The 24,509-nt window shown below is 54.3% G+C and carries 17 protein-coding genes, 5 tRNA genes and 3 rRNA genes; 22 read left to right on the top strand and 3 right to left on the bottom strand.

Annotated features, from left to right (window positions below):
• The first annotated feature begins 71 nt into the window (after nt 1-71).
• The 3 genes from pepE to fre all read left to right on the top strand — a co-directional run bounded on the left by pepE (nt 72) and on the right by fre (nt 3,105).
• Nucleotides 72-797 (top strand): dipeptidase PepE, encoded by a 726-nt coding sequence (gene pepE / locus AC6I8I_RS00915; protein ID WP_312057629.1) that lies wholly within the window; start codon nt 72-74, stop codon nt 795-797.
• A gap of 80 nt (nt 798-877) precedes the next feature.
• Nucleotides 878-2,362 carry a 4-hydroxy-3-polyprenylbenzoate decarboxylase gene (gene ubiD / locus AC6I8I_RS00920; protein WP_046289563.1) on the top strand — a complete coding sequence of 495 codons (1,485 nt, stop codon included), beginning with the start codon at nt 878-880 and terminating at the stop codon, nt 2,360-2,362.
• Between the two features lie 41 nt (nt 2,363-2,403).
• A complete protein-coding gene (gene fre / locus AC6I8I_RS00925) occupies nt 2,404-3,105 on the top strand; it encodes an NAD(P)H-flavin reductase (protein WP_031375011.1) in 702 nt (233 codons plus the stop codon).
• Nucleotides 3,106-3,177: 72 nt separating this feature from the next.
• Here fre and fadA read toward each other — a convergent pair whose 3' ends face one another.
• Both fadA and fadB read right to left on the bottom strand, forming a co-directional pair.
• Nucleotides 3,178-4,341: an acetyl-CoA C-acyltransferase FadA gene (gene fadA / locus AC6I8I_RS00930; RefSeq protein WP_279810489.1), complete on the bottom strand. Its 1,164-nt coding sequence runs from the start codon at nt 4,339-4,341 to the stop codon at nt 3,178-3,180.
• A gap of 10 nt (nt 4,342-4,351) precedes the next feature.
• Nucleotides 4,352-6,535, bottom strand: coding sequence for a fatty acid oxidation complex subunit alpha FadB (fadB, locus tag AC6I8I_RS00935; protein ID WP_312057571.1), 2,184 nt, complete (start codon nt 6,533-6,535; stop codon nt 4,352-4,354).
• Nucleotides 6,536-6,722: 187 nt separating this feature from the next.
• Here fadB and pepQ point away from each other — a divergent pair, with 187 nt between their 5' ends.
• The 10 genes from pepQ (at nt 6,723) to birA (ending at nt 18,325) form a co-directional block, all read left to right on the top strand.
• A complete protein-coding gene (gene pepQ / locus AC6I8I_RS00940; protein ID WP_312057570.1) occupies nt 6,723-8,054 on the top strand; it encodes a Xaa-Pro dipeptidase in 1,332 nt (443 codons plus the stop codon).
• Nucleotides 8,054-8,671 carry an IMPACT family protein gene (locus AC6I8I_RS00945; RefSeq protein WP_312057569.1) on the top strand — a complete coding sequence of 206 codons (618 nt, stop codon included), beginning with the start codon at nt 8,054-8,056 and terminating at the stop codon, nt 8,669-8,671. The genes pepQ and AC6I8I_RS00945 overlap by 1 nt, the downstream gene beginning before the upstream one ends.
• Before the next feature lie 32 nt (nt 8,672-8,703).
• On the top strand, nt 8,704-10,155 hold the full coding sequence (gene trkH / locus AC6I8I_RS00950; protein ID WP_094120821.1) for a Trk system potassium transporter TrkH: 1,452 nt from the start codon (nt 8,704-8,706) through the stop codon (nt 10,153-10,155).
• Between the two features lie 17 nt (nt 10,156-10,172).
• Nucleotides 10,173-10,706, top strand: a complete 534-nt coding sequence (gene hemG / locus AC6I8I_RS00955) for a menaquinone-dependent protoporphyrinogen IX dehydrogenase (protein ID WP_312057568.1) — start codon at nt 10,173-10,175, stop codon at nt 10,704-10,706.
• Between the two features lie 408 nt (nt 10,707-11,114).
• A 16S ribosomal RNA gene (locus AC6I8I_RS00960) occupies nt 11,115-12,656 on the top strand.
• A gap of 86 nt (nt 12,657-12,742) precedes the next feature.
• Nucleotides 12,743-12,818, top strand: a tRNA-Glu gene (locus tag AC6I8I_RS00965).
• Nucleotides 12,819-13,031: 213 nt separating this feature from the next.
• A 23S ribosomal RNA gene (locus tag AC6I8I_RS00970) occupies nt 13,032-15,937 on the top strand.
• 129 nt (nt 15,938-16,066) lie between these two features.
• Nucleotides 16,067-16,182: ribosomal RNA gene (gene rrf, locus AC6I8I_RS00975) — 5S ribosomal RNA — on the top strand.
• The 16S, 23S and 5S rRNA genes sit together here with 1 tRNA gene alongside, the layout of an rRNA operon.
• Nucleotides 16,183-16,331: 149 nt before the next feature.
• On the top strand, nt 16,332-17,369 hold the full coding sequence (murB, locus tag AC6I8I_RS00980; protein ID WP_312057677.1) for a UDP-N-acetylmuramate dehydrogenase: 1,038 nt from the start codon (nt 16,332-16,334) through the stop codon (nt 17,367-17,369).
• Complete coding sequence (gene birA, locus AC6I8I_RS00985; RefSeq protein WP_312760722.1) at nt 17,366-18,325, top strand: bifunctional biotin--[acetyl-CoA-carboxylase] ligase/biotin operon repressor BirA; 960 nt, start codon at nt 17,366-17,368, stop codon at nt 18,323-18,325. The genes murB and birA overlap by 4 nt, the downstream gene beginning before the upstream one ends.
• A gap of 46 nt (nt 18,326-18,371) precedes the next feature.
• On the opposite strand, the gene coaA is transcribed toward birA, so the two are convergent.
• Nucleotides 18,372-19,319 carry a type I pantothenate kinase gene (gene coaA, locus AC6I8I_RS00990; RefSeq protein WP_312057673.1) on the bottom strand — a complete coding sequence of 316 codons (948 nt, stop codon included), beginning with the start codon at nt 19,317-19,319 and terminating at the stop codon, nt 18,372-18,374.
• A 796-nt stretch (nt 19,320-20,115) separates the two neighbouring features.
• Between coaA and AC6I8I_RS00995 the strand changes: the two genes are divergently transcribed.
• From AC6I8I_RS00995 to rplA, 9 genes are all read left to right on the top strand, one after another.
• Nucleotides 20,116-20,191: transfer RNA gene (locus AC6I8I_RS00995), tRNA-Thr, on the top strand.
• Between the two features lie 7 nt (nt 20,192-20,198).
• Nucleotides 20,199-20,283 (top strand) — tRNA-Tyr (locus AC6I8I_RS01000).
• A gap of 193 nt (nt 20,284-20,476) precedes the next feature.
• Nucleotides 20,477-20,551, top strand: a tRNA-Gly gene (locus tag AC6I8I_RS01005).
• Nucleotides 20,552-20,556: 5 nt separating this feature from the next.
• A tRNA-Thr gene (locus tag AC6I8I_RS01010) sits at nt 20,557-20,632 on the top strand.
• Between the two features lie 109 nt (nt 20,633-20,741).
• The gene (gene tuf / locus AC6I8I_RS01015) at nt 20,742-21,926 is read left to right on the top strand and encodes an elongation factor Tu (protein ID WP_176035909.1); all 1,185 of its coding nucleotides are present in this window, start codon (nt 20,742-20,744) and stop codon (nt 21,924-21,926) included.
• Between the two features lie 229 nt (nt 21,927-22,155).
• A complete protein-coding gene (secE, locus tag AC6I8I_RS01020) occupies nt 22,156-22,539 on the top strand; it encodes a preprotein translocase subunit SecE (protein ID WP_031376913.1) in 384 nt (127 codons plus the stop codon).
• Nucleotide 22,540: 1 nt separating this feature from the next.
• Nucleotides 22,541-23,086, top strand: coding sequence for a transcription termination/antitermination protein NusG (nusG, locus tag AC6I8I_RS01025; protein WP_003848088.1), 546 nt, complete (start codon nt 22,541-22,543; stop codon nt 23,084-23,086).
• Nucleotides 23,087-23,233: 147 nt separating this feature from the next.
• The gene (gene rplK / locus AC6I8I_RS01030; protein WP_006121495.1) at nt 23,234-23,662 is read left to right on the top strand and encodes a 50S ribosomal protein L11; all 429 of its coding nucleotides are present in this window, start codon (nt 23,234-23,236) and stop codon (nt 23,660-23,662) included.
• A 3-nt stretch (nt 23,663-23,665) separates the two neighbouring features.
• Nucleotides 23,666-24,370 carry a 50S ribosomal protein L1 gene (gene rplA / locus AC6I8I_RS01035; protein ID WP_031376914.1) on the top strand — a complete coding sequence of 235 codons (705 nt, stop codon included), beginning with the start codon at nt 23,666-23,668 and terminating at the stop codon, nt 24,368-24,370.
• Nucleotides 24,371-24,509: the final 139 nt, after the last annotated feature.

Consider the following 24,509-nt stretch of genomic DNA (forward strand, 5'->3'; position numbering starts at 1 on the left):
TTGGAAATTGACGTTTTACCCTGCTCTGTATCAGACTCGATGGCCATCATACCGGCGAAAAGGATCATCTGATGGAACTCTTTTTGTTAAGCAACGGCAAGCTGGCGGATGATGCGCCGCTTCTGGGTTACGCTCAGCCGCAGTTACACGCCATGATTGCCCGACGTGCTATCCGTTCGGCGGTGCTGATTCCTTACGCCATTATCCGGGGCGATCATGCGCAGCGCGCTGCCGATCTCAGTGCGTCGTTGGGCATTCCGGTGCGCACCGTTGACGCTTTTACCTCACCGGCTGAGGCAATCGCCCAGGCTGAGTTGATTTTAGTCAGCGGCGGCAATAGCTGGTTGCTGAATCAGATGCTGCATGAGCAGGGCTTAATCGTGGCGATACAGCGCGCGGTGCGTGAACGGCAGGTGCCGTATGTCGGCTGGAGCGCCGGCTGTAATGTGGCGACGCCGTCGATTCGCACCACCAATGATATGCCGGTGCGTAGCAGCGTGGTGCTGCCTGCGCTGGGGCTGTTCCCGGTGCAGATCAATCCTCACTATATCGATGCCAGCGTCAGCGGTCATATGGGCGAAACACGCGACGAGCGGCTGGCTGAATTCTGTGCCGTCAACCCGTCCGAGTCGGTAATTGCGCTGCGTGAAGGCAGCTTTCTGCATCTGCATGACGATCGGCTACGCTATCACAGTGTGCGCAACGAAGATTTTAAGGTGTTCCGCCACGGCGAGCCGATTCAGGCTTATCACGATACCGGCGCGCTCCAGCCGCTGGTGCCTTTTCGCTGTGATTAAGGTTGCCGCATAAACCTCAACACAACCGCATAATCAGCCCTATAATGGCCGATTCACTCTGGCCGGAAAGCTAAAGCCGCATGAAATATCACGATTTAAGAGACTTTCTCGCGCTGCTCGAACAGCGCGGTGAGTTAAAAAGAATTAAGCAATCGATTGATCCCGTCCTGGAAATGACCGAAATCGCCGACCGCACGCTGCGTGCTGGCGGCCCCGCGCTGCTGTTTGAAAACCCGAAAGGGTATGATATGCCGGTGCTGTGTAACCTGTTCGGCACGCCAAAGCGCGTCGCCATGGGGATGGGCCAGGAAGAGGTGAGTGCCCTGCGGGAAGTGGGCAAACTGCTGGCGTTTCTGAAAGAGCCGGAGCCACCAAAAGGCTTTCGCGATCTGTTCGATAAGATGCCGCAGTTTAAGCAGGTGCTCAACATGCCGACTAAACGCCTGCGCAATGCGCCCTGCCAGGAAGTGGTGTTCAGCGGTGATGAGGTCGATCTGTCGCGCATTCCGGTGATGAAATGCTGGCCGGGCGATGCCGCGCCGCTGATTACCTGGGGTCTGACCGTCACCCGCGGCCCGCATAAAGAGCGGCAGAATCTCGGCATTTACCGTCAACAGGTGATCGGCAAAAACCGGCTGATTATGCGCTGGCTGTCGCACCGTGGCGGCGCGCTCGATTTTCAGGAGTGGAGCAAAGCGCATCCGGGCGAACGTTTTCCGGTCTCGGTGGCGCTCGGTGCTGATCCCGCGACTATTCTCGGTGCGGTAACGCCGGTGCCGGATACGCTGTCAGAATATGCGTTTGCTGGTCTGCTGCGCGGCAATAAAACCGAAGTGGTGAAATGCCTGTCGAACGATCTGGAAGTGCCCGCCAGCGCGGAGATCGTGCTGGAGGGTTACATCGAGGCGGGTGACATGGCACCCGAAGGGCCTTACGGCGACCACACGGGCTACTACAATGAAGTAGATAGCTTCCCGGTCTTTACCGTGACGCACATTACCCAGCGACATCAGGCAATCTATCACTCGACCTATACCGGCCGTCCGCCGGATGAGCCTGCCGTACTGGGGGTGGCGTTGAATGAAGTGCTGGTGCCGATTCTGATCAAGCAGTTCCCGGAAATTGTCGATTTCTATCTGCCGCCGGAAGGATGTTCCTACCGGCTGGCGGTGGTAACCATCAAAAAGCAGTACGCCGGGCATGCCAAACGGGTAATGTTTGGCGTCTGGTCATTTCTGCGGCAGTTCATGTACACCAAATTTGTTATTGTGTGTGACGATGATGTTAATGCGCGTGACTGGAATGATGTGATCTGGGCGATTACTACCCGCATGGATCCGGCGCGTGACACAGTATTAGTGGAAAATACGCCGATCGACTACCTCGATTTCGCCTCACCGGTTTCCGGGCTGGGGTCGAAGATGGGGATGGATGCGACCAATAAATGGCCGGGCGAAACGCAGCGCGAATGGGGCACGCCAATCGTGAAAGATCCTGCGATTACCGCGCGCATTGATGCTATCTGGGATGAGTTAGGTATTTTTGATCAGCCGCCACAGCGTTGATGGCGAGCACAACCATAAAGACGACCCGACAGAGGGAACGCATGACAACGTTAAGCTGTAAAGTAACTTCAGTTGAAGCGATTACCGACACGGTGTATCGCGTTCGCCTGATTCCGGAAGCGGATTTCAGTTTTCGCGCGGGACAGTATCTGATGGTGGTGATGGATGAGCGTGATAAGCGCCCGTTTTCACTGGCCTCAACGCCAATGGAAAAGGATATCATTGAGCTGCACATCGGTGCGTCCGATCTCAACCTGTACGCCATGGCGGTGATGGATCGCATTCGTGACGATCGCCAGATCACCGTCGACATGCCGCACGGTGATGCCTGGCTGCGCGAAGAGAGCAGCAAACCGTTGATCCTGATCGCTGGCGGTACCGGCTTCTCCTATGCCCGTTCCATTCTGCTGACCGCGTTAGCGCAGCAGCCGGATCGTGATATCGCCATTTACTGGGGCGGACGTGAGCTGAAGCATCTGTACGATCTTGATGAGCTGGATGCGCTGGCGGTGAAACACCCCAACCTGAAGGTGATCCCGGTGGTCGAGCAGCCGGAAGCGGGCTGGCAGGGACGTTCGGGTACGGTATTAACCGCGGTAATGCAGGATTTCAGCACGCTGAGCGAGCATGAGATCTATATTGCTGGCCGTTTCGAGATGGCCAAGATCGCACGCGATCGCTTCTGCGCCGAACGCGGTGCGCTGGAATCGCAGATGTATGGTGATGCTTTCGCCTTCATCTGATCGACGACAAGCCAAAAGAAAAAACCCGCCCATCACGGGCGGGTAAATCGGACAAAGAAGTGACCCAACGTATTACAGACGCTCGAATACGGTGGCGATGCCCTGACCTAAACCGATGCACATGGTCGCCAGACCAAACTGCGCATCGCGTCGCGCCATGATGTTAAGCAATGTGGTACTGATACGTGCCCCGGAACAGCCCAGCGGGTGGCCCAGCGCAATCGCACCACCATTCAGATTGACCTTTTCATCCAGCCGATCCAGCAAACCCAAATCCTTTATGCATGGCAGGGTTTGTGCTGCAAACGCCTCATTGAGTTCAAACACGTCAATATCATTGACGCTCAGACCGGCACGTTTCAGCGCCAGCCTGCTGGCCGGCACCGGGCCGTAGCCCATGATCGACGGATCGCAGCCGACCACCGCCATACTTCTGATGCGGGCTCGTGGGGTCAGCCCCAGTTCGCGGGCGCGGGATTCGCTCATCACCAGCATCGCGGCCGCGCCGTCGGACAGGGCTGACGAGGTGCCTGCGGTCACCGTGCCATTGACCGGATCAAACGCCGGCCGCAGAGCCGCCAGCCCCTCGGCGCTGGTCTCTTCACGGATGACCTCATCATAATCGTAACGTTTGAGAATGCCATCGCTGTCGTGACCAGCGGTGGCGACGATCTCCGCTTTGAAATCACCGCGCTGGGTTGCCTGCCAGGCGCGCTGGTGCGAGCGCAGGGCAAACGCATCCTGCTGCTCGCGGCTGATGTGGTGCATACGCGCCAGCATTTCAGCGGTCAGGCCCATCATCCCCGCCGCTTTGGCGACGGTGCGGCCGAGGCCCGGATGAAAGTCAACGCCGTGATTCATCGGCACGTGTCCCATATGTTCTACCCCGCCAATCAGGCAGCTGTGCGCATCGCCGACCATAATGGCGCGGGCCGCATCGTGCAGTGCCTGCATCGATGAGCCGCACAGGCGGTTGACGGTGGTAGCCGGTACCGAGTGCGGTATTTCCGCCAGCAGGGCGGCGTTACGTGCGATGTTAAACCCCTGTTCCAGCGTCTGCTGCACGCAGCCCCAGACAATGTCATCCAGCGTGGCAGGATTGACCGCCGGGTTGCGGCTCAGCAGTTCACGCATCAGGTGGGCGGAAAGATCCTCGGCACGTACATGACGAAAAGCACCGCCTTTTGAACGACCCATCGGCGTACGGACCGCATCGATAATCACCACATTTTCCATATTCTTGCCCTCAGGCGCTTTTCAGCGCGGCTTCGTCAATTGGTTTGGCGGCGGGATACCAGCTTTGATGCTGATGCGCTTTTTGCACCAGCAGTTCAGGCAATTCATACAGGCCACCGAGTGCACTGTAGCGCCGGGCCTGATCGACCACATTGCTGTTGCCTAGCGTGTCGAGGTAGCGGAAGGCGCCGCCGCGGAAAGGCGGGAAGCCGAGACCGTACACCAGCGCCATATCCGCTTCTGCCGGCGAGGCGATGATTTTCTCCTCCAGGCAGCGCACCACTTCATTTAGCATCGGCAGCATCATGCGATTGAGGATCTCTTCGTCGCTGAAGACCCGCTTAGGCTGGCAAACCTGTTGCAGCAGCGTGTCGACCTCGCTGTCCGCCACTTTTTTCTGTTTGCCCTTTTTGTCGGTTTCCCAGCGCCAGAAGCCTTTGCCATTTTTCTGACCGAAACGACCGGCCTCAAACAGCAGATCGATCGCATCGCGATAATCGTGCTTCATGCGTTGTGGAAAACCTTCCGCCATTACGCTTTGCGCATGATGCGCGGTGTCAATGCCGACCACATCCAGCAACCACGACGGTCCCATTGGCCAGCCAAACTGTTTTTCCATAACTTTATCAATCTGACGGAAGTCGGCACCGTCGCGCAGCAGCAGGCTGAAGGCGGCGAAGTACGGGAACAGCACCCGGTTGACGAAGAAGCCGGGGCAATCATTGACCACAATCGGGGTTTTACCCATTTTGCTGGCCCAGGCCACCACTTTGCTCACAGTCGCTTCACTGGTTTTCTCGCCACGCACCACTTCGACCAGCGGCATACGCGGCACCGGATTAAAGAAGTGCATGCCACAGAAATTTTCCGGACGTTGCAGCGCCTGTGCCAGCTGACTGATGGGAATGGTGGAGGTATTGGAGGCCAGGATGGCATCGTTACGCAGGTGTTGTTCGGTTTCGGCCAGCACTTTAGCTTTAATCAGGGGATTCTCGACCACCGCTTCGACCACCACGTCAGCGTGCTCAAAACCGGCGTAATCCAGCGTTGGCTGTATGGTCGCAATCACGCTGGCCAGCTTATTGCCGTCAATTTTGCCGCGCTCCAGCAGCTTATTAAGCAGCTTGCTGGCTTCGTTCATCCCGAGCGTCAGGGCCTGGGGATTGATGTCCTTCATTTTGACCGGCACACCTTTCCAGGCTGACTGGTAGCTGATGCCGCCACCCATAATACCGGCACCCAGTACGGCCGCCTGCGTTGGCGCGCCGCTTTCGCTGCTGCGTTTTTTAGCCAGCCCTTTAACGTATTGATCGTTGAGGAAGATGCCAACCAGCGCCCGCGCTTCGTCAGACTGCGCCAGCGGAACAAAAGCGGCATTTTCCAGTTTTAGTGCATCTTCACGGCCAAGACCGGCAGCCGCTTCAATGGTTTTCACCGCCATTAGCGGCGCTGGATAATGTTTGCCCGCGGTCTGCATCACCATACTTTTGGCAAGGGTGAAGCTCATCGCCGCTTCAATCGGGCTCAGTTTCAGCGGTGCCAGTTTCGGTGCCCGGCGCGCACGCCAGCTACCATCGAGTGCCGCGGCTTTAAGCATGGTGATGCCGGCCTCGCGCAGTTTATCGCGTTCGACCACCGCATCGACCAGACCAAGTTTAAGCGCCGCGTTTCCGTCGACGTCTTTACCGGCGGCAATGATCTCCATTGCGCTATCGGCTCCCAGCAGACGCGGCAGACGAACGCTGCCGCCGAAGCCTGGCATGATCCCGAGTTTCGTTTCCGGCAGGCCAATGCGGGCATCGGCAGTGGCAACGCGCAGGTCGGTTGCCAGTACGCATTCACATCCACCACCCAGCGCATAGCCATCGATGGCGGCCAGCGTCGGCACCGGTAAATCTTCCAGCCGGTTGAAAATGCTGTTGGCGTAGCTCAGCCACTGACTCAGTTTTTCGGTCGGTGCATCAAACAGTGAGAGGAATTCGGTGATGTCAGCACCGACAATGAAGGCCGGTTTAGCCGAGCTGAGCAGCACACCGCGCAGGTCAGGCTGCTGCTCCAGCACTGCAATGGCTTCGCCCAGGCTGGCGACGGTTTGCGTATCAAGCTTATTGACCGAGCCAGGGGCATCAAAAACCAGCTCGGCGATGCCATCGTCCAGCCAGTGAAGAGAAAGGTTAGCGCCTTGGTAGAGCATGTGCGTCTCCTGAAACCGCGGAAAAGTGATCTGGTCATACCAGATGATCGAGAGTGTGGGAGTGATGTTAATTTTTTGCAAACGGCTCTTTGCTTATTTGCTAACAAGATCACAGCCGCTCTCAACACGGCATCCGCTTAAGGGGTATGCTAAACTGCGGCCATTTCGCGACACTGGAGAGACGTCAATGGATTCCCTGAAGACCTTGTATCACGCGCATATCGCCACGTTGCAGCAACGGGCGCAGCAGGTGCTGGCACACAATAAACTGGATGCGATGCTGATCCATTCCGGTGAGTTGTTGACGGTGTTTCTGGATGACCACACCTATCCCTTCAAGGTGAATCCACAGTTTAAAGCCTGGGTGCCGGTAACGCAGGTGCCGAACTGCTGGCTGTGGGTTGATGGGGTCAATAAACCAAAGTTGTGGTTTTACTCTCCGGTGGACTACTGGCACAACGTTGAACCGCTGCCGGATAGCTTCTGGACCGCTGATATTGAGGTCATTGGCCTGAAAAATGCGGATGAGATTGCGCAGCTGTTGCCAGCTCAGCGTGAGAATGTCGCCTATATTGGCCCGGTAAATGCGCGTGCAGCGCAGCTCGGTATCAGCTCCGGCAATATCAATCCCAAAGCGGTGATCGATTTCCTGCATTACCATCGCAGCATCAAGACCGAATATGAGCTGGCCTGTATGCGTCAGGCGCAGAAACTGGCCGTGGCTGGACATCGCGCCGCCAAAGAGGCTTTTTCTGCCGGGCTAAGCGAGTTTGACATCAATCAGGCTTACCTGACAGCCACCGGTCATCGCGACACCGATGTGCCTTACGGCAATATCATTGCGCTGAATGAACACGCGGCGGTGCTGCATTACACCCGTCTGGATCATCAGCCGCCGGCAAAGCGCCACAGTTTTTTAATTGACGCGGGCGCCGAATATCTTGGCTATGCCGCTGATTTAACCCGCAGCTACGCGGCGCAGAGTAGTTCGCTGTATGCGCGGATGGTCGAGGCGATGAATGCGGAAGAGCTGGCGCTGATCGCGACTCTGAAGCCAGGCGTGCGTTACACCGATTATCATCTGCAGATGCATCAGCGTATTGCCAGACTGCTGCTGAAGTTCGAGCTGGTGCAGGGCATCAGTGAAGAGGCACTGGTAGCGGAAGACCTGACCGGTCCGTTCATGCCGCATGGATTAGGGCATCCGCTCGGCCTGCAGGTGCATGACGTCGCCGGGTTTATGCAGGATGAGCAGGGTACCCATCTTGCGGCACCGGCGCAGTATCCTTATCTGCGCTGCACGCGTGTGCTTCAACCCGGCATGGTATTAACCATCGAGCCAGGCTTCTATATTATTGACTCGTTGCTGACGCCGCTGCGTGAAGGCCGGTTCAGCCAGCATTTTAACTGGCAGGCGATCGAGGCACTCAGGCCTTACGGTGGAATCCGTATTGAAGATAACGTGGTGATCCATGCGCATCGCGTTGAAAACATGACCCGCGATCTGCATCTGGCCTGATGGACGCCTATGATATTCCCGCAGTGGCGTTAAGCGTCAGCGAGGAGACCATAAAAAAGAGTCGCTTTATTACGCTGCTGGCTCACACCGACGGCGCGGAGGCGGCACGGGCGTTTGTTCAGCAGGTCAGGCATCAACATCCTGCTGCGCGTCACCACTGCTGGGCGTGGGTGGCTGGCGCGCCAGATGATTCACAACAGCTGGGTTTCTCTGACGATGGTGAGCCTTCCGGCACCGCCGGAAAACCGATGCTGGCGCAGCTGATGGGTGCCGGTATCGGTGAAATCACCGCGGTGGTGGTGCGCTATTACGGTGGCATCATGCTGGGCACGGGCGGCTTAGTGAAAGCGTATGGCGGCGGGGTGCAGCAGGGGCTTAAGCAACTGGCGCGCCAGCGTAAAGTGCCGATGAAACTATTCACTTTGCAATGCGACTACGCGCAGCTCAGCGATATCGAACGGCTGGTGCAGCGCTTTGAAGGCAAGGTCACAGACAGCCAGTATCAGGACCGCATAGTCCTGACGCTGGCCGTGCCTTATGGACAAATCGACGGATTCCAGCAAAATCTGTCAGACTTTAGTCGGGGCGCGTTAGCGCTTATCCCGCTCACACCTTGATGTTCTTCTCTTTTATTTAAAGGAACGGCTGAATGCACTTTCGCGCCATTACCCGCATAGTCGGTCTGCTGGTGATCCTCTTTTCAGTGACGATGATTTTGCCCGGCCTGGTCGCATTAATTTATCGCGATGGTGCCGGTCGGGCCTTTAGCCAGACGTTTATGATGGCGCTGGTGATCGGCTCGCTGCTGTGGTGGCCGAACCGCAAACAGAAGACAGAGCTCAAGCCACGCGAAGGGTTTTTGATTGTGGTGCTGTTCTGGACGGTGCTGGGCAGCGTGGGGGCCATGCCGTTTATCTTTGCCGAACAGCCGCACCTGTCGGTTACCGACGCGTTCTTCGAATCGTTCTCTGGCCTGACGACTACCGGTGCCACTACCCTGGTCGGACTGGATTCACTGCCAAAGGCGATTCTGTTCTATCGGCAAATGCTGCAATGGCTCGGCGGTATGGGGATCATCGTCTTAGCGGTGGCGATATTACCGATACTGGGAGTGGGGGGGATGCAGCTCTATCGCGCTGAGATGCCGGGGCCGCTGAAAGATAACAAAATGCGGCCGCGCATTGCTGAAACAGCCAAGACCCTGTGGTTGATCTACGTGCTGCTGACGGTGGCCTGTGCGCTGGCCTTGTGGCTGGCGGGGATGCCGGCCTTTGATGCGATTGGCCATAGCTTCTCGACCATCGCCATCGGCGGATTTTCCACCCATGATGCCAGCATCGGCTATTTTAATAGCGGTACCATTAATACCATCGTAGCGGTGTTTCTGTTGATCTCCGGCTGTAACTACGGTCTGCATTTTGCCATGCTGAGTGGCCGTAATCTGCGGGTCTACTGGCGTGACCCGGAGTTACGGATGTTTATCGGCGTTCAGCTGACGCTGGTGTTGATCTGCACACTGGTGCTCTGGTTCCACAATGTCTACGCCAGTGGCTGGCAGACGCTGAATCAGGCGTTCTTCCAGGTGGTTTCTATGGCGACTACCGCCGGTTTTACCACCGACAGCATCGCGCGCTGGCCGCTGTTCCTGCCGGTTCTGCTGCTGTGCTCCGCCTTTATTGGTGGCTGTGCCGGTTCAACCGGTGGTGGCCTGAAGGTGATTCGTATCCTGCTGTTGTGCAAGCAGGGTAACCGGGAGCTTAAACGTCTGGTCCACCCGAATGCGGTTTACACCATCAAGCTGGGCAACCGGGCGCTGCCGGAGCGTATCCTCGAAGCAGTCTGGGGATTCTTCTCAGCCTATGCGCTGGTGTTCCTGATCAGTATGCTGGCAATCATCGCCACCGGCGTAGATGACTTCTCGGCCTTTGCTGCCGTCGCCGCCACGCTGAACAACCTCGGCCCCGGTCTCGGGGTGGTCGCGGATAACTTCACCTCAATGAATGATGTGGCGAAGTGGATATTGATCTCCACCATGCTATTCGGGCGTCTCGAGGTCTTTACCTTGCTGGTGCTGTTCACGCCGACGTTCTGGCGTGAGTAATTAATAAGGATGCTGAAATGAAAGCGCTGATTCTCTACTCGACCCGTGACGGACAAACGCAAAAAATCGCCTCTTATATCGCTGAGCAGATCGGTCAGCAGCAAAACTGTGATGTGCTGAATATCCAGGATGCCACTTCGCCTGACTGGGCACAGTATGATCGGGTGCTGATTGGGGCCTCGATTCGCTACGGTCATTTCCAGCCGGTGGTTGATGCATTTGTTAAGCAGCATTTGCGCGAATTGCAGCAGCGTGCCAGTGGTTTCTTCTCGGTGAACCTGACGGCGCGTAAACCCGAGAAGCGTTCCCCGGAAACCAATGCCTATACCCAGAAGTTCTTATCACATTCTCCGTGGCGGCCAGATTGCTGTGCGGTGTTTGCCGGTGCGCTCTATTACCCGCGTTATCGCTGGTTTGATCGCATCATGATTCAGCTGATTATGCGAATGACCGGTGGCGAGACTGATTCTACTAAAGAAGTGGAGTACACCGATTGGCATCAGGTCAGCCGTTTTGCCAATGATTTTGCACAGTTACCAGGCAAATCGTAGCGAAATAACGCGATTTGATGAAAATTACTTCGAACGGTAATCTTTTTGCAATAAACGCTTGTCAGCCCGCGCGAACTCCCTATAATGCGCCTCCATCGACACGGAACAACGGCTTAACGCCGCCGGGTTGAAAGGCACAGGAGACTGCGCCGCCGGAGAAAGCTTCTGAAAAAGAAGTTGACTCTGAAGGAGGAAAGCGTAATATACGCCACCTCGCGACAGGCGGTTAACCCGCTGCTCGCACTGCTCTTTAACAATTTATCAGACAATCTGTGTGGGCACTCGCAGGATTGATATCAGCGTCTCCGGACGTAAAAAATATCAAGTCTCACGAGTGAACACATAATGAAATTCATTATGACGTTTTACAGATGAGCACCGCTTAACTTGTTTAAGCAAATCAAACTTAAATTGAAGAGTTTGATCATGGCTCAGATTGAACGCTGGCGGCAGGCCTAACACATGCAAGTCGGACGGTAGCACAGAGGAGCTTGCTCCTTGGGTGACGAGTGGCGGACGGGTGAGTAATGTCTGGGGATCTGCCCGATAGAGGGGGATAACCACTGGAAACGGTGGCTAATACCGCATAACGTCGCAAGACCAAAGAGGGGGACCTTCGGGCCTCTCACTATCGGATGAACCCAGATGGGATTAGCTAGTAGGCGGGGTAATGGCCCACCTAGGCGACGATCCCTAGCTGGTCTGAGAGGATGACCAGCCACACTGGAACTGAGACACGGTCCAGACTCCTACGGGAGGCAGCAGTGGGGAATATTGCACAATGGGCGCAAGCCTGATGCAGCCATGCCGCGTGTATGAAGAAGGCCTTCGGGTTGTAAAGTACTTTCAGCGGGGAGGAAGGCGATGTGGTTAATAACCGCGTCGATTGACGTTACCCGCAGAAGAAGCACCGGCTAACTCCGTGCCAGCAGCCGCGGTAATACGGAGGGTGCAAGCGTTAATCGGAATTACTGGGCGTAAAGCGCACGCAGGCGGTCTGTTAAGTCAGATGTGAAATCCCCGGGCTTAACCTGGGAACTGCATTTGAAACTGGCAGGCTTGAGTCTCGTAGAGGGGGGTAGAATTCCAGGTGTAGCGGTGAAATGCGTAGAGATCTGGAGGAATACCGGTGGCGAAGGCGGCCCCCTGGACGAAGACTGACGCTCAGGTGCGAAAGCGTGGGGAGCAAACAGGATTAGATACCCTGGTAGTCCACGCCGTAAACGATGTCGACTTGGAGGTTGTTCCCTTGAGGAGTGGCTTCCGGAGCTAACGCGTTAAGTCGACCGCCTGGGGAGTACGGCCGCAAGGTTAAAACTCAAATGAATTGACGGGGGCCCGCACAAGCGGTGGAGCATGTGGTTTAATTCGATGCAACGCGAAGAACCTTACCTACTCTTGACATCCAGCGAACTTTCCAGAGATGGATTGGTGCCTTCGGGAACGCTGAGACAGGTGCTGCATGGCTGTCGTCAGCTCGTGTTGTGAAATGTTGGGTTAAGTCCCGCAACGAGCGCAACCCTTATCCTTTGTTGCCAGCGATTCGGTCGGGAACTCAAAGGAGACTGCCGGTGATAAACCGGAGGAAGGTGGGGATGACGTCAAGTCATCATGGCCCTTACGAGTAGGGCTACACACGTGCTACAATGGCGCATACAAAGAGAAGCGACCTCGCGAGAGCAAGCGGACCTCACAAAGTGCGTCGTAGTCCGGATCGGAGTCTGCAACTCGACTCCGTGAAGTCGGAATCGCTAGTAATCGTGGATCAGAATGCCACGGTGAATACGTTCCCGGGCCTTGTACACACCGCCCGTCACACCATGGGAGTGGGTTGCAAAAGAAGTAGGTAGCTTAACCTTCGGGAGGGCGCTTACCACTTTGTGATTCATGACTGGGGTGAAGTCGTAACAAGGTAACCGTAGGGGAACCTGCGGTTGGATCACCTCCTTACCTGAAGATACCTTCCCGCGCAGTGCTCACACAGATTGTCTGATAGAAAAGTAATGAGCAAAGCGTCTTGCGAAGCAGGCTTAAATGTCCCCTTCGTCTAGAGGCCCAGGACACCGCCCTTTCACGGCGGTAACAGGGGTTCGAATCCCCTAGGGGACGCCACTTGCTTGGTGACAGGTGAAAGGTGTTGCCCACATATCTTAAAGATGACTTACGAGTCATGTTTAAGATATTGCTCTTTAACAATCCGGAACAAGCTGAAAATTGAAACGACGCAGCGCGTTATTCTTCCGTAATAAGGAATAACAAGGCGATGCGTTCGAGTCTCTCAAATGCTTGCAGCACGCAGCGTTGAAAAACGCCTGTGGGTTGTGAGGTTAAGCGACTAAGCGTACACGGTGGATGCCCTGGCAGTCAGAGGCGATGAAGGACGTGCTAATCTGCGTAAAGCGACGGTAAGGTGATATGAACCGCTACAGCCGTCGATGTCCGAATGGGGAAACCCGGTGCACTCAGTGCATCATTGCAGCATGAATACATAGTGCTGCAAGGCGAACCGGGGGAACTGAAACATCTAAGTACCCCGAGGAAAAGAAATCAACCGAGATTCCCCCAGTAGCGGCGAGCGAACGGGGAGCAGCCCAGAGCCTGAATCAGCTTGTGTGTTAGTGGAAGCGTCTGGAAAGTCGCAGGGTACAGGGTGATACTCCCGTACACAAAAACACACAGGCTGTGAGCTCGATGAGTAAGGCGGGACACGTGGTATCCTGTCTGAATATGGGGGGACCATCCTCCAAGGCTAAATACTCCTGACTGACCGATAGTGAACCAGTACCGTGAGGGAAAGGCGAAAAGAACCCCGGCGAGGGGAGTGAAACAGAACCTGAAACCGTGTACGTACAAGCAGTGGGAGCCTTCTTTATGGGGGTGACTGCGTACCTTTTGTATAATGGGTCAGCGACTTATATTCTGTAGCAAGGTTAACCGTATAGGGGAGCCGCAGGGAAACCGAGTCTTAACTGGGCGTTAAGTTGCAGGGTATAGACCCGAAACCCGGTGATCTAGCCATGGGCAGGTTGAAGGTTGGGTAACACTAACTGGAGGACCGAACCGACTAATGTTGAAAAATTAGCGGATGACCTGTGGCTGGGGGTGAAAGGCCAATCAAACCGGGAGATAGCTGGTTCTCCCCGAAAGCTATTTAGGTAGCGCCTCGTGAACTCATCTTCGGGGGTAGAGCACTGTTTCGGCTAGGGGGCCATCCCGGCTTACCAACCCGATGCAAACTGCGAATACCGAAGAATGTTATCACGGGAGACACACGGCGGGTGCTAACGTCCGTCGTGAAGAGGGAAACAACCCAGACCGCCAGCTAAGGTCCCAAAGTCATGGTTAAGTGGGAAACGATGTGGGAAGGCACAGACAGCCAGGATGTTGGCTTAGAAGCAGCCATCATTTAAAGAAAGCGTAATAGCTCACTGGTCGAGTCGGCCTGCGCGGAAGATGTAACGGGGCTAAACCATGCACCGAAGCTGCGGCAGCGACACTATGTGTTGTTGGGTAGGGGAGCGTTCTGTAAGCCGTCGAAGGTGGCCTGTGAGGGCTGCTGGAGGTATCAGAAGTGCGAATGCTGACATAAGTAACGATAAAGCGGGTGAAAAGCCCGCTCGCCGGAAGACCAAGGGTTCCTGTTCAACGTTAATCGGAGCAGGGTGAGTCGACCCCTAAGGCGAGGCCGAAAGGCGTAGTCGATGGGAAACAGGTTAATATTCCTGTACTTGGTGTTACTGCGAAGGGGGGACGGAGAAGGCTATATCAGCCGGGCGACGGTTGTCCCGGTTTAAGCGTGTAGGTGTGTGTTCCAGGCAAATCCGGTTCACTTTACACTGAGGCGTGACGACGAGGCACTACGGTGCTGAAGTGATAAATGCCCTGCTTCCAGGAAAAGCCTCTAAGCATCAGGTAACACAAAATCGTACCCCAAACCGACACAGGTGGTCAGGTAGAGAATACCAAGGCGCTTGAGAGAACTCGGGTGAAGGAACTAGGCAAAATGGTGCCGTAACTTCGGGAGAAGGCACGCTGGCGCGTAGGTGGAGGGACTTGCTCCCCGAGCCGAAGCCAGTCGAAGATACCAGCTGGCTGCAACTGTTTATTAAAAACACAGCACTGTGCAAACACGAAAGTGGACGTATACGGTGTGACGCCTGCCCGGTGCCGGAAGGTTAATTGATGGGGTTATCCGCAAGGAGAAGCTCTTGATCGAAGCCCCGGTAAACGGCGGCCGTAACTATAACGGTCCTAAGGTAGCGAAATTCCTTGTCGGGTAAGTTCCGACCTGCACGAATGGCGTAATGATGGCCAGGCTGTCTCCACCCGAGACTCAGTGAAATTGAACTCGCTGTGAAGATGCAGTGTACCCGCGGCAAGACGGAAAGACCCCGTGAACCTTTACTACAGCTTGACACTGAACATTGAGCCTTGATGTGTAGGATAGGTGGGAGGCTTTGAAGCGCGGACGCCAGTCTGCGTGGAGCCAACCTTGAAATACCACCCTTTAATGTTTGATGTTCTAACGTGGCCCCGTGATCCGGGGTGCGGACAGTGTCTGGTGGGTAGTTTGACTGGGGCGGTCTCCTCCTAAAGCGTAACGGAGGAGCACGAAGGTCAGCTAATCACGGTCGGACATCGTGAGGTTAGTGCAATGGCATAAGCTGGCTTGACTGCGAGAGTGACGGCTCGAGCAGGTGCGAAAGCAGGTCATAGTGATCCGGTGGTTCTGAATGGAAGGGCCATCGCTCAACGGATAAAAGGTACTCCGGGGATAACAGGCTGATACCGCCCAAGAGTTCATATCGACGGCGGTGTTTGGCACCTCGATGTCGGCTCATCACATCCTGGGGCTGAAGTAGGTCCCAAGGGTACGGCTGTTCGCCGTTTAAAGTGGTACGCGAGCTGGGTTTAGAACGTCGTGAGACAGTTCGGTCCCTATCTGCCGTGGGCGCTGGAGAATTGAGGGGGGTTGCTCCTAGTACGAGAGGACCGGAGTGAACGCACCACTGGTGTTCGGGTTGTCATGCCAATGGCATTGCCCGGTAGCTAAGTGCGGAAAAGATAAGTGCTGAAAGCATCTAAGCACGAAACTTGCCCCGAGATGAGTTCTCCCTGACCCTTTAAGGGTCCTGAAGGGACGTTGAAGACGACGACGTTGATAGGCCGGATGTGTAAGCGCAGCGATGCGTTGAGCTAACCGGTACTAATGACCCGTGAGGCTTAACCTTACAACGCCAGAGGCGTTTTGAGAGACAGATTTTCAGCTTGTGACGGATAAAAATTAGCGGGAACGAAGGATTCTGCGGCATGGCAGCACGGCCATGACGTAAAAGATTCGTTCCGTGCACCAAGATTTGCCTGGCGGCTGTAGCGCGGTGGTCCCACCTGACCCCATGCCGAACTCAGAAGTGAAACGCCGTAGCGCCGATGGTAGTGTGGGGTCTCCCCATGCGAGAGTAGGGAACTGCCAGGCATCAAACAAGTGAAGAAGCCCCGCACGGAAGTGCGGGGCTTTTTTACGTCCGCAGATCGCTGAAATTTTCGCTGAGATCCTGAAATTCCCCCTGCAACACCCGTCTGATACGGTAAACTACGGCCAGATTAATCAGTTAAGGCCGTCAAATGTCCAGCCAACACCCCTCATTAAAAGCCGACAATACGCTTGGGCTTGCCATTCATACCCAACAACGCATTGTGGCGGAAACGCCAGCTGCTATCCTGGCTGCCTGGCAAGCAAGCCAGCATCAACAAACGCCGTTTATGGTGTTAGGTGAGGGCAGCAACGTACTGTTCCTGGAAGATTTCGCCGGCACGGTGGTACTTAATCGTATTAAAGGCATCGGGATCCGGGATGAGTACGATTACTGGAAACTGCACGTTGGAGCGGGTGAGAACTGGCATCAACTGGTGAAAAGTACGCTGGAAAAGGGCATTACCGGCCTGGAAAACCTGGCATTAATTCCCGGTATGGTCGGTTCAGCGCCGATCCAGAATATCGGTGCCTATGGCGTTGAATTAAAAGACGTATGTGATTATGTCGATGTACTCAATTTGCACACCGGTCAGACGGAAAGACTCGATCGTGAAGCCTGCGAATTCGGCTATCGCGACAGTATATTTAAACATCGTTACCAGTCTGGCTATGTGATTGTAGCGGTGGGGATGATTCTGCCCAAAAAGTGGCGACCGATCCTGACCTACGGCGATCTAAAAACGCTTAATCCCGTCACTGCAAATGCCTGGGATGTTTATCATGCGGTTTGTGAGATGCGTCAGAGCAAATTACCCGACCCCAAAATCACCGGTAATGTGGGCAGCTTTTTCAAAAACCCGGTCATCAGCCAGGCGCAGGCCAGCCTGCTGCTGGCTCGCTTTCCGTCAATGCCAAATTATCCACTGGCAAGCGGCGAAACCAAACTGGCGGCAGGGTGGCTTATTGACCAATGCGCGCTAAAGGGTTTTCGTATGGGCGGTGCAGCTGTGCATCAGCAGCAGGCCCTGGTGTTGATCAATGCTGATGATGCGACCCCTGACGACATTGTGGCGCTGGCCCGAACCGTACGCGCACGGGTGGGTGAAAAATTTGATGTCTGGCTTGAGCCTGAAGTCCGGTTTATTCAGGCTCAGGGTGAATGCAATGCTGTCGAGGTGATCGCATGAAGGACCATAATGTCCCCCTGAAGCTGGTCGATATTTTATCTGATGGCGAGTTTCATTCTGGCGAGCAGTTAGGCGAAACATTGGGTATGAGCCGGGCAGCCATCAATAAGCACATTCAGACGCTAAAAAGCTGGGGCCTCGACGTTTATACCGTGACCGGAAAAGGCTACAGCCTGTCCGCGCCCATTCAGTTGCTGGATGAACAGGCGATTCTGTCACGGGTTAAGCAGGGCAATGTTTCAGTCATTCCGGTCATTGATTCGACTAATCAGTACTTACTGGAGCGGATGCATGAATTGCAATCTGGCGCTGCCTGTATTGCTGAGTACCAGCAGGCCGGCCGGGGACGTCGTGGTCGTCAATGGTTCTCACCGTTTGGCGCCAATCTCTATATGTCGATGTACTGGCGTCTGGATCAGGGTCCTGCAGCGGCTATGGGACTTAGCCTGGTAATCGGTATCATCATGGCTGAAACACTTCACGCGCTAGGCGCTAACGATGTGCGGGTAAAATGGCCCAACGATATTTACCTGAACGATCGCAAACTGGCGGGTATCCTGGTTGAACTTACCGGTAAAACCGGTGATGCTGCACATATTGTGATGGGAGCCGGAATTAACCTGGCGATGCGTTCAGCGGATGCGTTACAGATCAATCAGGGCTGGATCAACCTGCAGGAAGCAGGCGTAACGGTTAACCGTAATGAACTGGCCGCCAGCCTGATTAACAGCCTGCGTGACGCACTGCCGGTGTTTGAGCAGGAAGGTTTAGCGCCGTTTGTTACACGCTGGGCTGCACTTGATAATTTTATTAATCGACCGGTTAAGCTGCTTATTGGCGAACGTGAGGTGCATGGCATTGCCCGGGGAGTGGATAGCCAGGGCGGGCTATTATTAGAGCAGGATGGCGAAATAAAGTCGTGGGTTGGCGGAGAAATATCACTTCGGCCAGTCTGAATATAAAAAGGCCTGTATTCATGCAGGCCTTTTTAATTGATGCCGTTTATTTACGCAGCCGGACCTTATCGACCGCATGATTACCACTCTTGGTCATAATCAGGCTGGCTCTTTCGCGAGTTGGCAGAATGTTTTCCTGTAAATTCAGCCAGTTAATCTCTTTCCACAGGTTGCCTGCTATTTCAATCGCTTCCGCTTCAGAGAGCTGAGCGTAATGATGGAAATAAGAGTCAGGATTGGTAAACGCGCCCTGGCGGAATTTCAGGAAGCGGTTGATATACCAACGCTGCAACAGATCTTCTGCCGCATCGACATAAATAGAGAAATCGACAAAGTCGGAAACGAATACATGGTGAGGATCGTGCGGATAATCCATCCCACTCTGTAATACGTTAAGCCCTTCCAGAATCAGGATATCAGGTTGCTGAATGACCTTGTCGCCGTCCGGGATGACATCGTAAATCAGGTGCGAATAAACCGGTGCGGTCACCTGACTGGCACCCGACTTGAGATCGGAAACAAACTTCACCAGCCGGTGCATATCATAAGACTGCGGGAAGCCTTTTTTCTTCATCAGGCCCCGTTCTTTCAGCACGGCATTGGGATGAAGAAAACCATCCGTAGTGATCAGTTCAACTTTACGATGCTCGGGCCAGCGGCTCAGCAGCGCCTGTAATACGCGCGCAGTGGTGCTTTTTCCCACCGCAACGCTGCCGGCGATGCTGATAATGTAGGGGATCTTTTGCCCGTTAGTGCCGAGGAACTGCTCCAGCACCGCCTGACGACGTACGTTCGAGCTGATGTAAAAATTAAGCAGACGCGAAAGCGGCAGATAAATCTCTGCGACTTCTTCCAGCGAGAGGTCTTCATTGATCCCCTCCAGCTGGGCGATCTCCTCTTCTGACAGCGTCATGGGGACGGAATCGCGTAATGCAGCCCACTGTTCACGAGTGAACTGCAAATAAGGCGTCGTCAAGGGTGTCGTTTTATCCATAAGCATGCATCTGACCGCAAATTCGTTACTTTCAGGAGATTGTCACCCGAAGCGGGTAAGACAACATGGTAAATATGAATCGCGGAACACGAGTTTATCATTGAGAACAATGGGCTGGAGGGTATCACCAGTAAGGCTTTTAACAGAAGTAAAAAGATAAATGTGCGCTCGCTTTCGTCGGCAGGCCCACAAACTCGCGTCGGCTAGCCCACATAATAGTGTAATCCCGTTAAAGGCTGACCCGCATTACGTCATGACCTTGCACTGTGCTATCGCTTCTCACGCTGAGTATAGCGCGACAAGGCTGATTCGCCCGACGATGCCGGTAAACCCATCAGTGGCCACATTGATGTGCCCGTCTGGCCAGACGGGGTATAGAGAGACGGTGGCGGGCTTTAACGCGACAGAAAAGGGCAATGTGTTGCCGGTGAGCGCATATAGGACGCAATCAGATTGGCAGGGAGTGACTGACGAGAAGAGAGCTGGGTGCGCCCGAATTATCTGTCGAATGAGTCAATGGGGCCAGGGGGGAATAAAAAAGCAGCACTTAAGCCGGCTGCAGCAAAATAAATTTATCGCTGCAGCGGGCTAATCGGCAAGAAAGGTGAGTCTGTTAGCCCGGCTGAGGCGTTCGCAGACTGGTTGATATACGGTAAAGCGCCAGCGAATTGCACAATAAATCTGCATAAAAACGCTAAATTGCGAGTATTTGCACAAATAGTAAGCGATAGAGAAAATTAAGCGATTTTTTTGTTGCATCCTGAAGCCGACCTTCCTAGAATGCGCGTCACTTGATGCCGGCTTAGCTCAGTTGGTAGAGCAACTGACTTGTAATCAGTAGGTCACCAGTTCGATTCCGGTAGCCGGCACCATCAAGTAGGTGGGATTCCCGAGCGGCCAAAGGGAGCAGACTGTAAATCTGCCGTCACAGACTTCGAAGGTTCGAATCCTTCTCCCACCACCATCTCAACCTCGCGGTTGAGACCAGATAAACAACCTGTTTATCTGTCAGGTGAGTCACTTCTTCTCACCCTGAATTCAGGCTGGGCATTAGCGCAGTCAAAGTCGGTCAGCTTCGCTGACAGGCTGTGAATAATAGGGGAACATCCTCTGTTACTCACAAGCTACAGAAAGAACAGGTAGCCGAGTTCCAGGATGCGGGCATCGTATAATGGCTATTACCTCAGCCTTCCAAGCTGATGATGCGGGTTCGATTCCCGCTGCCCGCTCCAGATGTGCTGATATGGCTCAGTTGGTAGAGCGCACCCTTGGTAAGGGTGAGGTCCCCAGTTCGACTCTGGGTATCAGCACCACTTCCTTTATCTCCCTCCTGATTTTCTCTCTGTAACTTCCTTGCAGTCAGGCATTGCCTGGTTAATGTGATGATATCTTTGATATATCCGTGTCTTAGAGGGACAAGCGATGGCTAAAGAGCAATTTCAACGTAATAAACTGCACGTAAACGTGGGCACCATCGGTCACGTTGACCACGGTAAAACCACCCTGACTGCAGCTATCACCACCGTTCTGGCAAAAACTAACGGCGGCCAGGCGCGTGCATTCGATCAGATCGACAGCACCCCTGAAGAAAAAGCGCGTGGTATCACCATCAACACCGCACACGTTGAGTATGAGACGGCTTCTCGTCACTACGCTCACGTTGATTGCCCAGGCCACGCCGACTATGTGAAAAACATGATCACCGGTGCTGCGCAGATGGACGGCGCGATCCTGGTTGTTGCTGCGACTGATGGCCCAATGCCACAGACCCGTGAGCACATCCTGCTGGGTCGTCAGGTTGGCGTTCCTTACATCATCGTGTTCCTGAACAAGTGTGACATGGTTGATGATGAAGAGCTGCTGGAGCTGGTTGAGATGGAAGTCCGTGACCTGCTGTCACAGTACGATTTCCCAGGCGACGACACTCCAATCGTTCGTGGTTCTGCGCTGAAAGCGCTGGAAGGCGAGCCAGAGTGGGAAGCGAAGATTGTTGAACTGGCTGAACACCTGGATAACTACATCCCGGATCCAGTCCGTGCGATCGACATGCCGTTCCTGCTGCCAATCGAAGACGTATTCTCAATCTCTGGCCGTGGTACTGTTGTTACCGGTCGTGTTGAGCGCGGCATCGTTAAAGTCGGCGACGAAGTTGAAATCGTGGGTATCAAAGATACTGCGAAATCAACCTGTACCGGTGTTGAGATGTTCCGTAAGCTGCTGGACCAGGGTCAGGCAGGCGAAAACTGTGGTGTTCTGCTGCGCGGTATCAAGCGTGAAGACATCCAGCGTGGTCAGGTTCTGGCTAAGCCAGGCACCATCAAGCCACACACCCAGTTCGAGTCAGAAGTTTACGTTCTGTCTAAAGACGAAGGCGGCCGTCATACTCCGTTCTTCAAAGGCTACCGTCCTCAGTTCTACTTCCGTACTACTGACGTAACGGGCTCAGTTGAGCTGCCAGAAGGCGTTGAGATGGTAATGCCAGGCGACAACATCAAAATGGTTGTTACCCTGATCCACCCAATCGCAATGGACGAAGGTCTGCGCTTCGCAATCCGCGAAGGCGGCCGTACCGTTGGAGCGGGTGTTGTTGCTAAAGTTATCGCTTAATTATCGATAACGTTTGACGCAATGCACACGAAAAGGGCATCATTTGATGCCCTTTTTGCACGCTGCTTCATAGAACCTGGCTCATCAGTGATTTTCGATCATAATCATTGCTGAGACAGGCTCTGTTATGCGGCGTAGGATACCGAGTTACGCCCCAAAAGCTCATTCGGTTTGGATGCCTCGCACTGCGGGGCAGAATAGTTTCTGAATTATTGTGGCAGGTTGGTTTATGAGTGCGAATACCGAAGCTCAAGGGAGCGGGCGCGGCCTGGAAGCGGTAAAGTGGGTAGTAGTCGTGTTACTGCTGCTCGCCGCGATCGTAGGTAACTACCTCTATCGTGATGTGACACTGCCTCTGCGTGCGTTAGCTGTAGTTGTGCTGATTGCAGCGGCTGGCGGCATTGCGCTTTTAACGACCAAAGGCAAAGCGACCGTGGCTTTTGCTCGTGAAGCAAGAACCGAAATGCGTAAGGTTATCTGGCCAACCCGCCAGGAAACGCTGCACACCACGTTAATCGTTGCCGCGGTTACCGCCGTGATGTCACTGATTTTGTGGGGGCTGGATGGTATTCTGGTCCGTCTGGTATCGTTTATCACTGGCCTGAGGTTCTGAGATGTCTGAAGCTCCAAAGAAACGCTGGTACGTCGTACAGGCGTTTTCCGGTTTTGAAGGCCGCGTAGCACAGTCGCTGCGCGAGCACATCAAATTGCACAACATGGAAGAGCTGTTTGGCGACGTCATGGTTCCGACTGAAGAAGTCGTTGAGATTCGTGGCGGCCAGCGTCGTAAGAGCGAGCGCAAGTTTTTCCCGGGTTATGTCCTGGTCCAGATGGTCATGAATGACGCAAGCTGGCACCTGGTCCGCAGCGTTCCGCGCGTGATGGGTTTCATCGGCGGCACCTCTGACCGTCCAGCGCCTATCAGCGACAAAGAAGTCGACGCGATCATGAACCGTCTGCAGCAGGTTGGCGATAAGCCACGGCCGAAAACGCTGTTCGAGCCAGGTGAAATGGTTCGCGTTAATGACGGTCCGTTTGCTGACTTTAATGGCGTGGTTGAAGATGTGGATTACGAGAAGAGTCGTCTGACTGTCTCCGTTTCCATCTTTGGACGTGCAACACCGGTTGAACTCGACTTCGGTCAGGTGGAGAAAGGTTAACCTCTTTCCGCTCACAATTTAGCTGTTGCAGCAGGCGCGAAATTTAACTACAATTTCGCGCCTTTTGTTTTTATGCGCTGGCAACAGCGTGTGAATCGTTATCACGGGGAGCCTTTTCAGGCGCTATAACCCAATTGAGGAAATATCATGGCTAAGAAAGTCCAAGCCTACGTCAAGCTGCAGGTTGCAGCTGGTATGGCGAACCCAAGTCCACCGGTTGGTCCAGCACTGGGTCAGCAGGGTGTTAACATCATGGAATTCTGTAAAGCGTTCAACGCGAAGACCGAATCTCTGGAAAAAGGTCTGCCGACTCCTGTTGTTATCACTGTATACAGCGACCGTTCTTTTACCTTCATTACCAAAACGCCTCCGGCTGCCGTACTGCTGAAAAAAGCAGCGGGCATCAAGTCTGGTTCTGGTAAGCCGAACAAAGATAAAGTCGGTAAAGTGACTCGTGCTCAGGTACGTGAAATCGCAGAAACTAAAGCTGCGGACATGACTGGTTCTGACGTTGAAGCGATGACTCGCTCCATCGAAGGTACTGCTCGTTCCATGGGCCTGGTAGTAGAGGACTAAGAAATGGCTAAGCTGACCAAGCGCATGACCGTAATTCGCGACAAAGTTGACGCGACCAAGCAGTACGACATTGCTGAAGCGATCGCTCTGCTGAAAGAACTGGCTACCGCTAAGTTCGTAGAAAGCGTTGACGTTGCTGTAAACCTCGGCATCGATGCTCGTAAATCTGATCAGAACGTGCGCGGCGCGACCGTTCTGCCACACGGTACTGGTCGTTCAGTACGTGTTGCTGTCTTCGCCCAGGGCGCCAACGCTGAAGCTGCTAAAGCAGCAGGCGCTGAGCTGGTAGGTATGGAAGACCTGGCCGATCAGATCAAGAAAGGCGAAATGAACTTTGACGTTGTTATTGCTTCTCCGGATGCAATGCGCGTTGTTGGCCAACTGGGCCAGGTTCTGGGTCCACGTGGCCTGATGCCAAACCCGAAAGTCGGTACTGTAACCCCTAACGTTGCTGAAGCAGTTAAGAATGCTAAAGCGGGTCAGGTTCGTTATCGTAACGACAAAAACGGCATCATCCACACTACCATCGGTAAAGTGGACTTCGACGCTGACAAACTGAAAGAAAACCTGGAGTCTCTGCTGGTTGCGCTGAAAAAAGCCAAACCATCTCAGGCGAAAGGCGTGTACATCAAGAAAGTTAGCCTTTCAACCACCATGGGCGCCGGCGTTGCCGTTGACCAGGCTGGTCTGAACGCAACAGCAAACTAATTGCTGCTTGAAACGGGCGAAAAATTCACCTAGAATCTTACGCCCGTTGTTCTGTTAATAACAGAACCGATACCAGAGAGTCAGAACCGGTCGCTGCGTTTATCGCCTTCCCGCTTTGAACCCTGCTGCATCAAACAGA

It is taken from the genome of Pantoea sp. X-Soil-YNGN-775 (genome assembly GCF_059730575.1).

Coding starts and splice junctions, on each gene's coding strand:
- pepE (WP_312057629.1), top strand. CDS start 72: ATGGAACTCTTTTTGTTAAGCAACGGCAAGCTGGCGGATGATGCGCCG.
- ubiD (WP_046289563.1), top strand. CDS start 878: ATGAAATATCACGATTTAAGAGACTTTCTCGCGCTGCTCGAACAGCGC.
- fre (WP_031375011.1), top strand. CDS start 2,404: ATGACAACGTTAAGCTGTAAAGTAACTTCAGTTGAAGCGATTACCGAC.
- fadA (WP_279810489.1), bottom strand. CDS start 4,341: ATGGAAAATGTGGTGATTATCGATGCGGTCCGTACGCCGATGGGTCGT.
- fadB (WP_312057571.1), bottom strand. CDS start 6,535: ATGCTCTACCAAGGCGCTAACCTTTCTCTTCACTGGCTGGACGATGGC.
- pepQ (WP_312057570.1), top strand. CDS start 6,723: ATGGATTCCCTGAAGACCTTGTATCACGCGCATATCGCCACGTTGCAG.
- AC6I8I_RS00945 (WP_312057569.1), top strand. CDS start 8,054: ATGGACGCCTATGATATTCCCGCAGTGGCGTTAAGCGTCAGCGAGGAG.
- trkH (WP_094120821.1), top strand. CDS start 8,704: ATGCACTTTCGCGCCATTACCCGCATAGTCGGTCTGCTGGTGATCCTC.
- hemG (WP_312057568.1), top strand. CDS start 10,173: ATGAAAGCGCTGATTCTCTACTCGACCCGTGACGGACAAACGCAAAAA.
- murB (WP_312057677.1), top strand. CDS start 16,332: ATGTCCAGCCAACACCCCTCATTAAAAGCCGACAATACGCTTGGGCTT.
- birA (WP_312760722.1), top strand. CDS start 17,366: ATGAAGGACCATAATGTCCCCCTGAAGCTGGTCGATATTTTATCTGAT.
- coaA (WP_312057673.1), bottom strand. CDS start 19,319: ATGGATAAAACGACACCCTTGACGACGCCTTATTTGCAGTTCACTCGT.
- tuf (WP_176035909.1), top strand. CDS start 20,742: ATGGCTAAAGAGCAATTTCAACGTAATAAACTGCACGTAAACGTGGGC.
- secE (WP_031376913.1), top strand. CDS start 22,156: ATGAGTGCGAATACCGAAGCTCAAGGGAGCGGGCGCGGCCTGGAAGCG.
- nusG (WP_003848088.1), top strand. CDS start 22,541: ATGTCTGAAGCTCCAAAGAAACGCTGGTACGTCGTACAGGCGTTTTCC.
- rplK (WP_006121495.1), top strand. CDS start 23,234: ATGGCTAAGAAAGTCCAAGCCTACGTCAAGCTGCAGGTTGCAGCTGGT.
- rplA (WP_031376914.1), top strand. CDS start 23,666: ATGGCTAAGCTGACCAAGCGCATGACCGTAATTCGCGACAAAGTTGAC.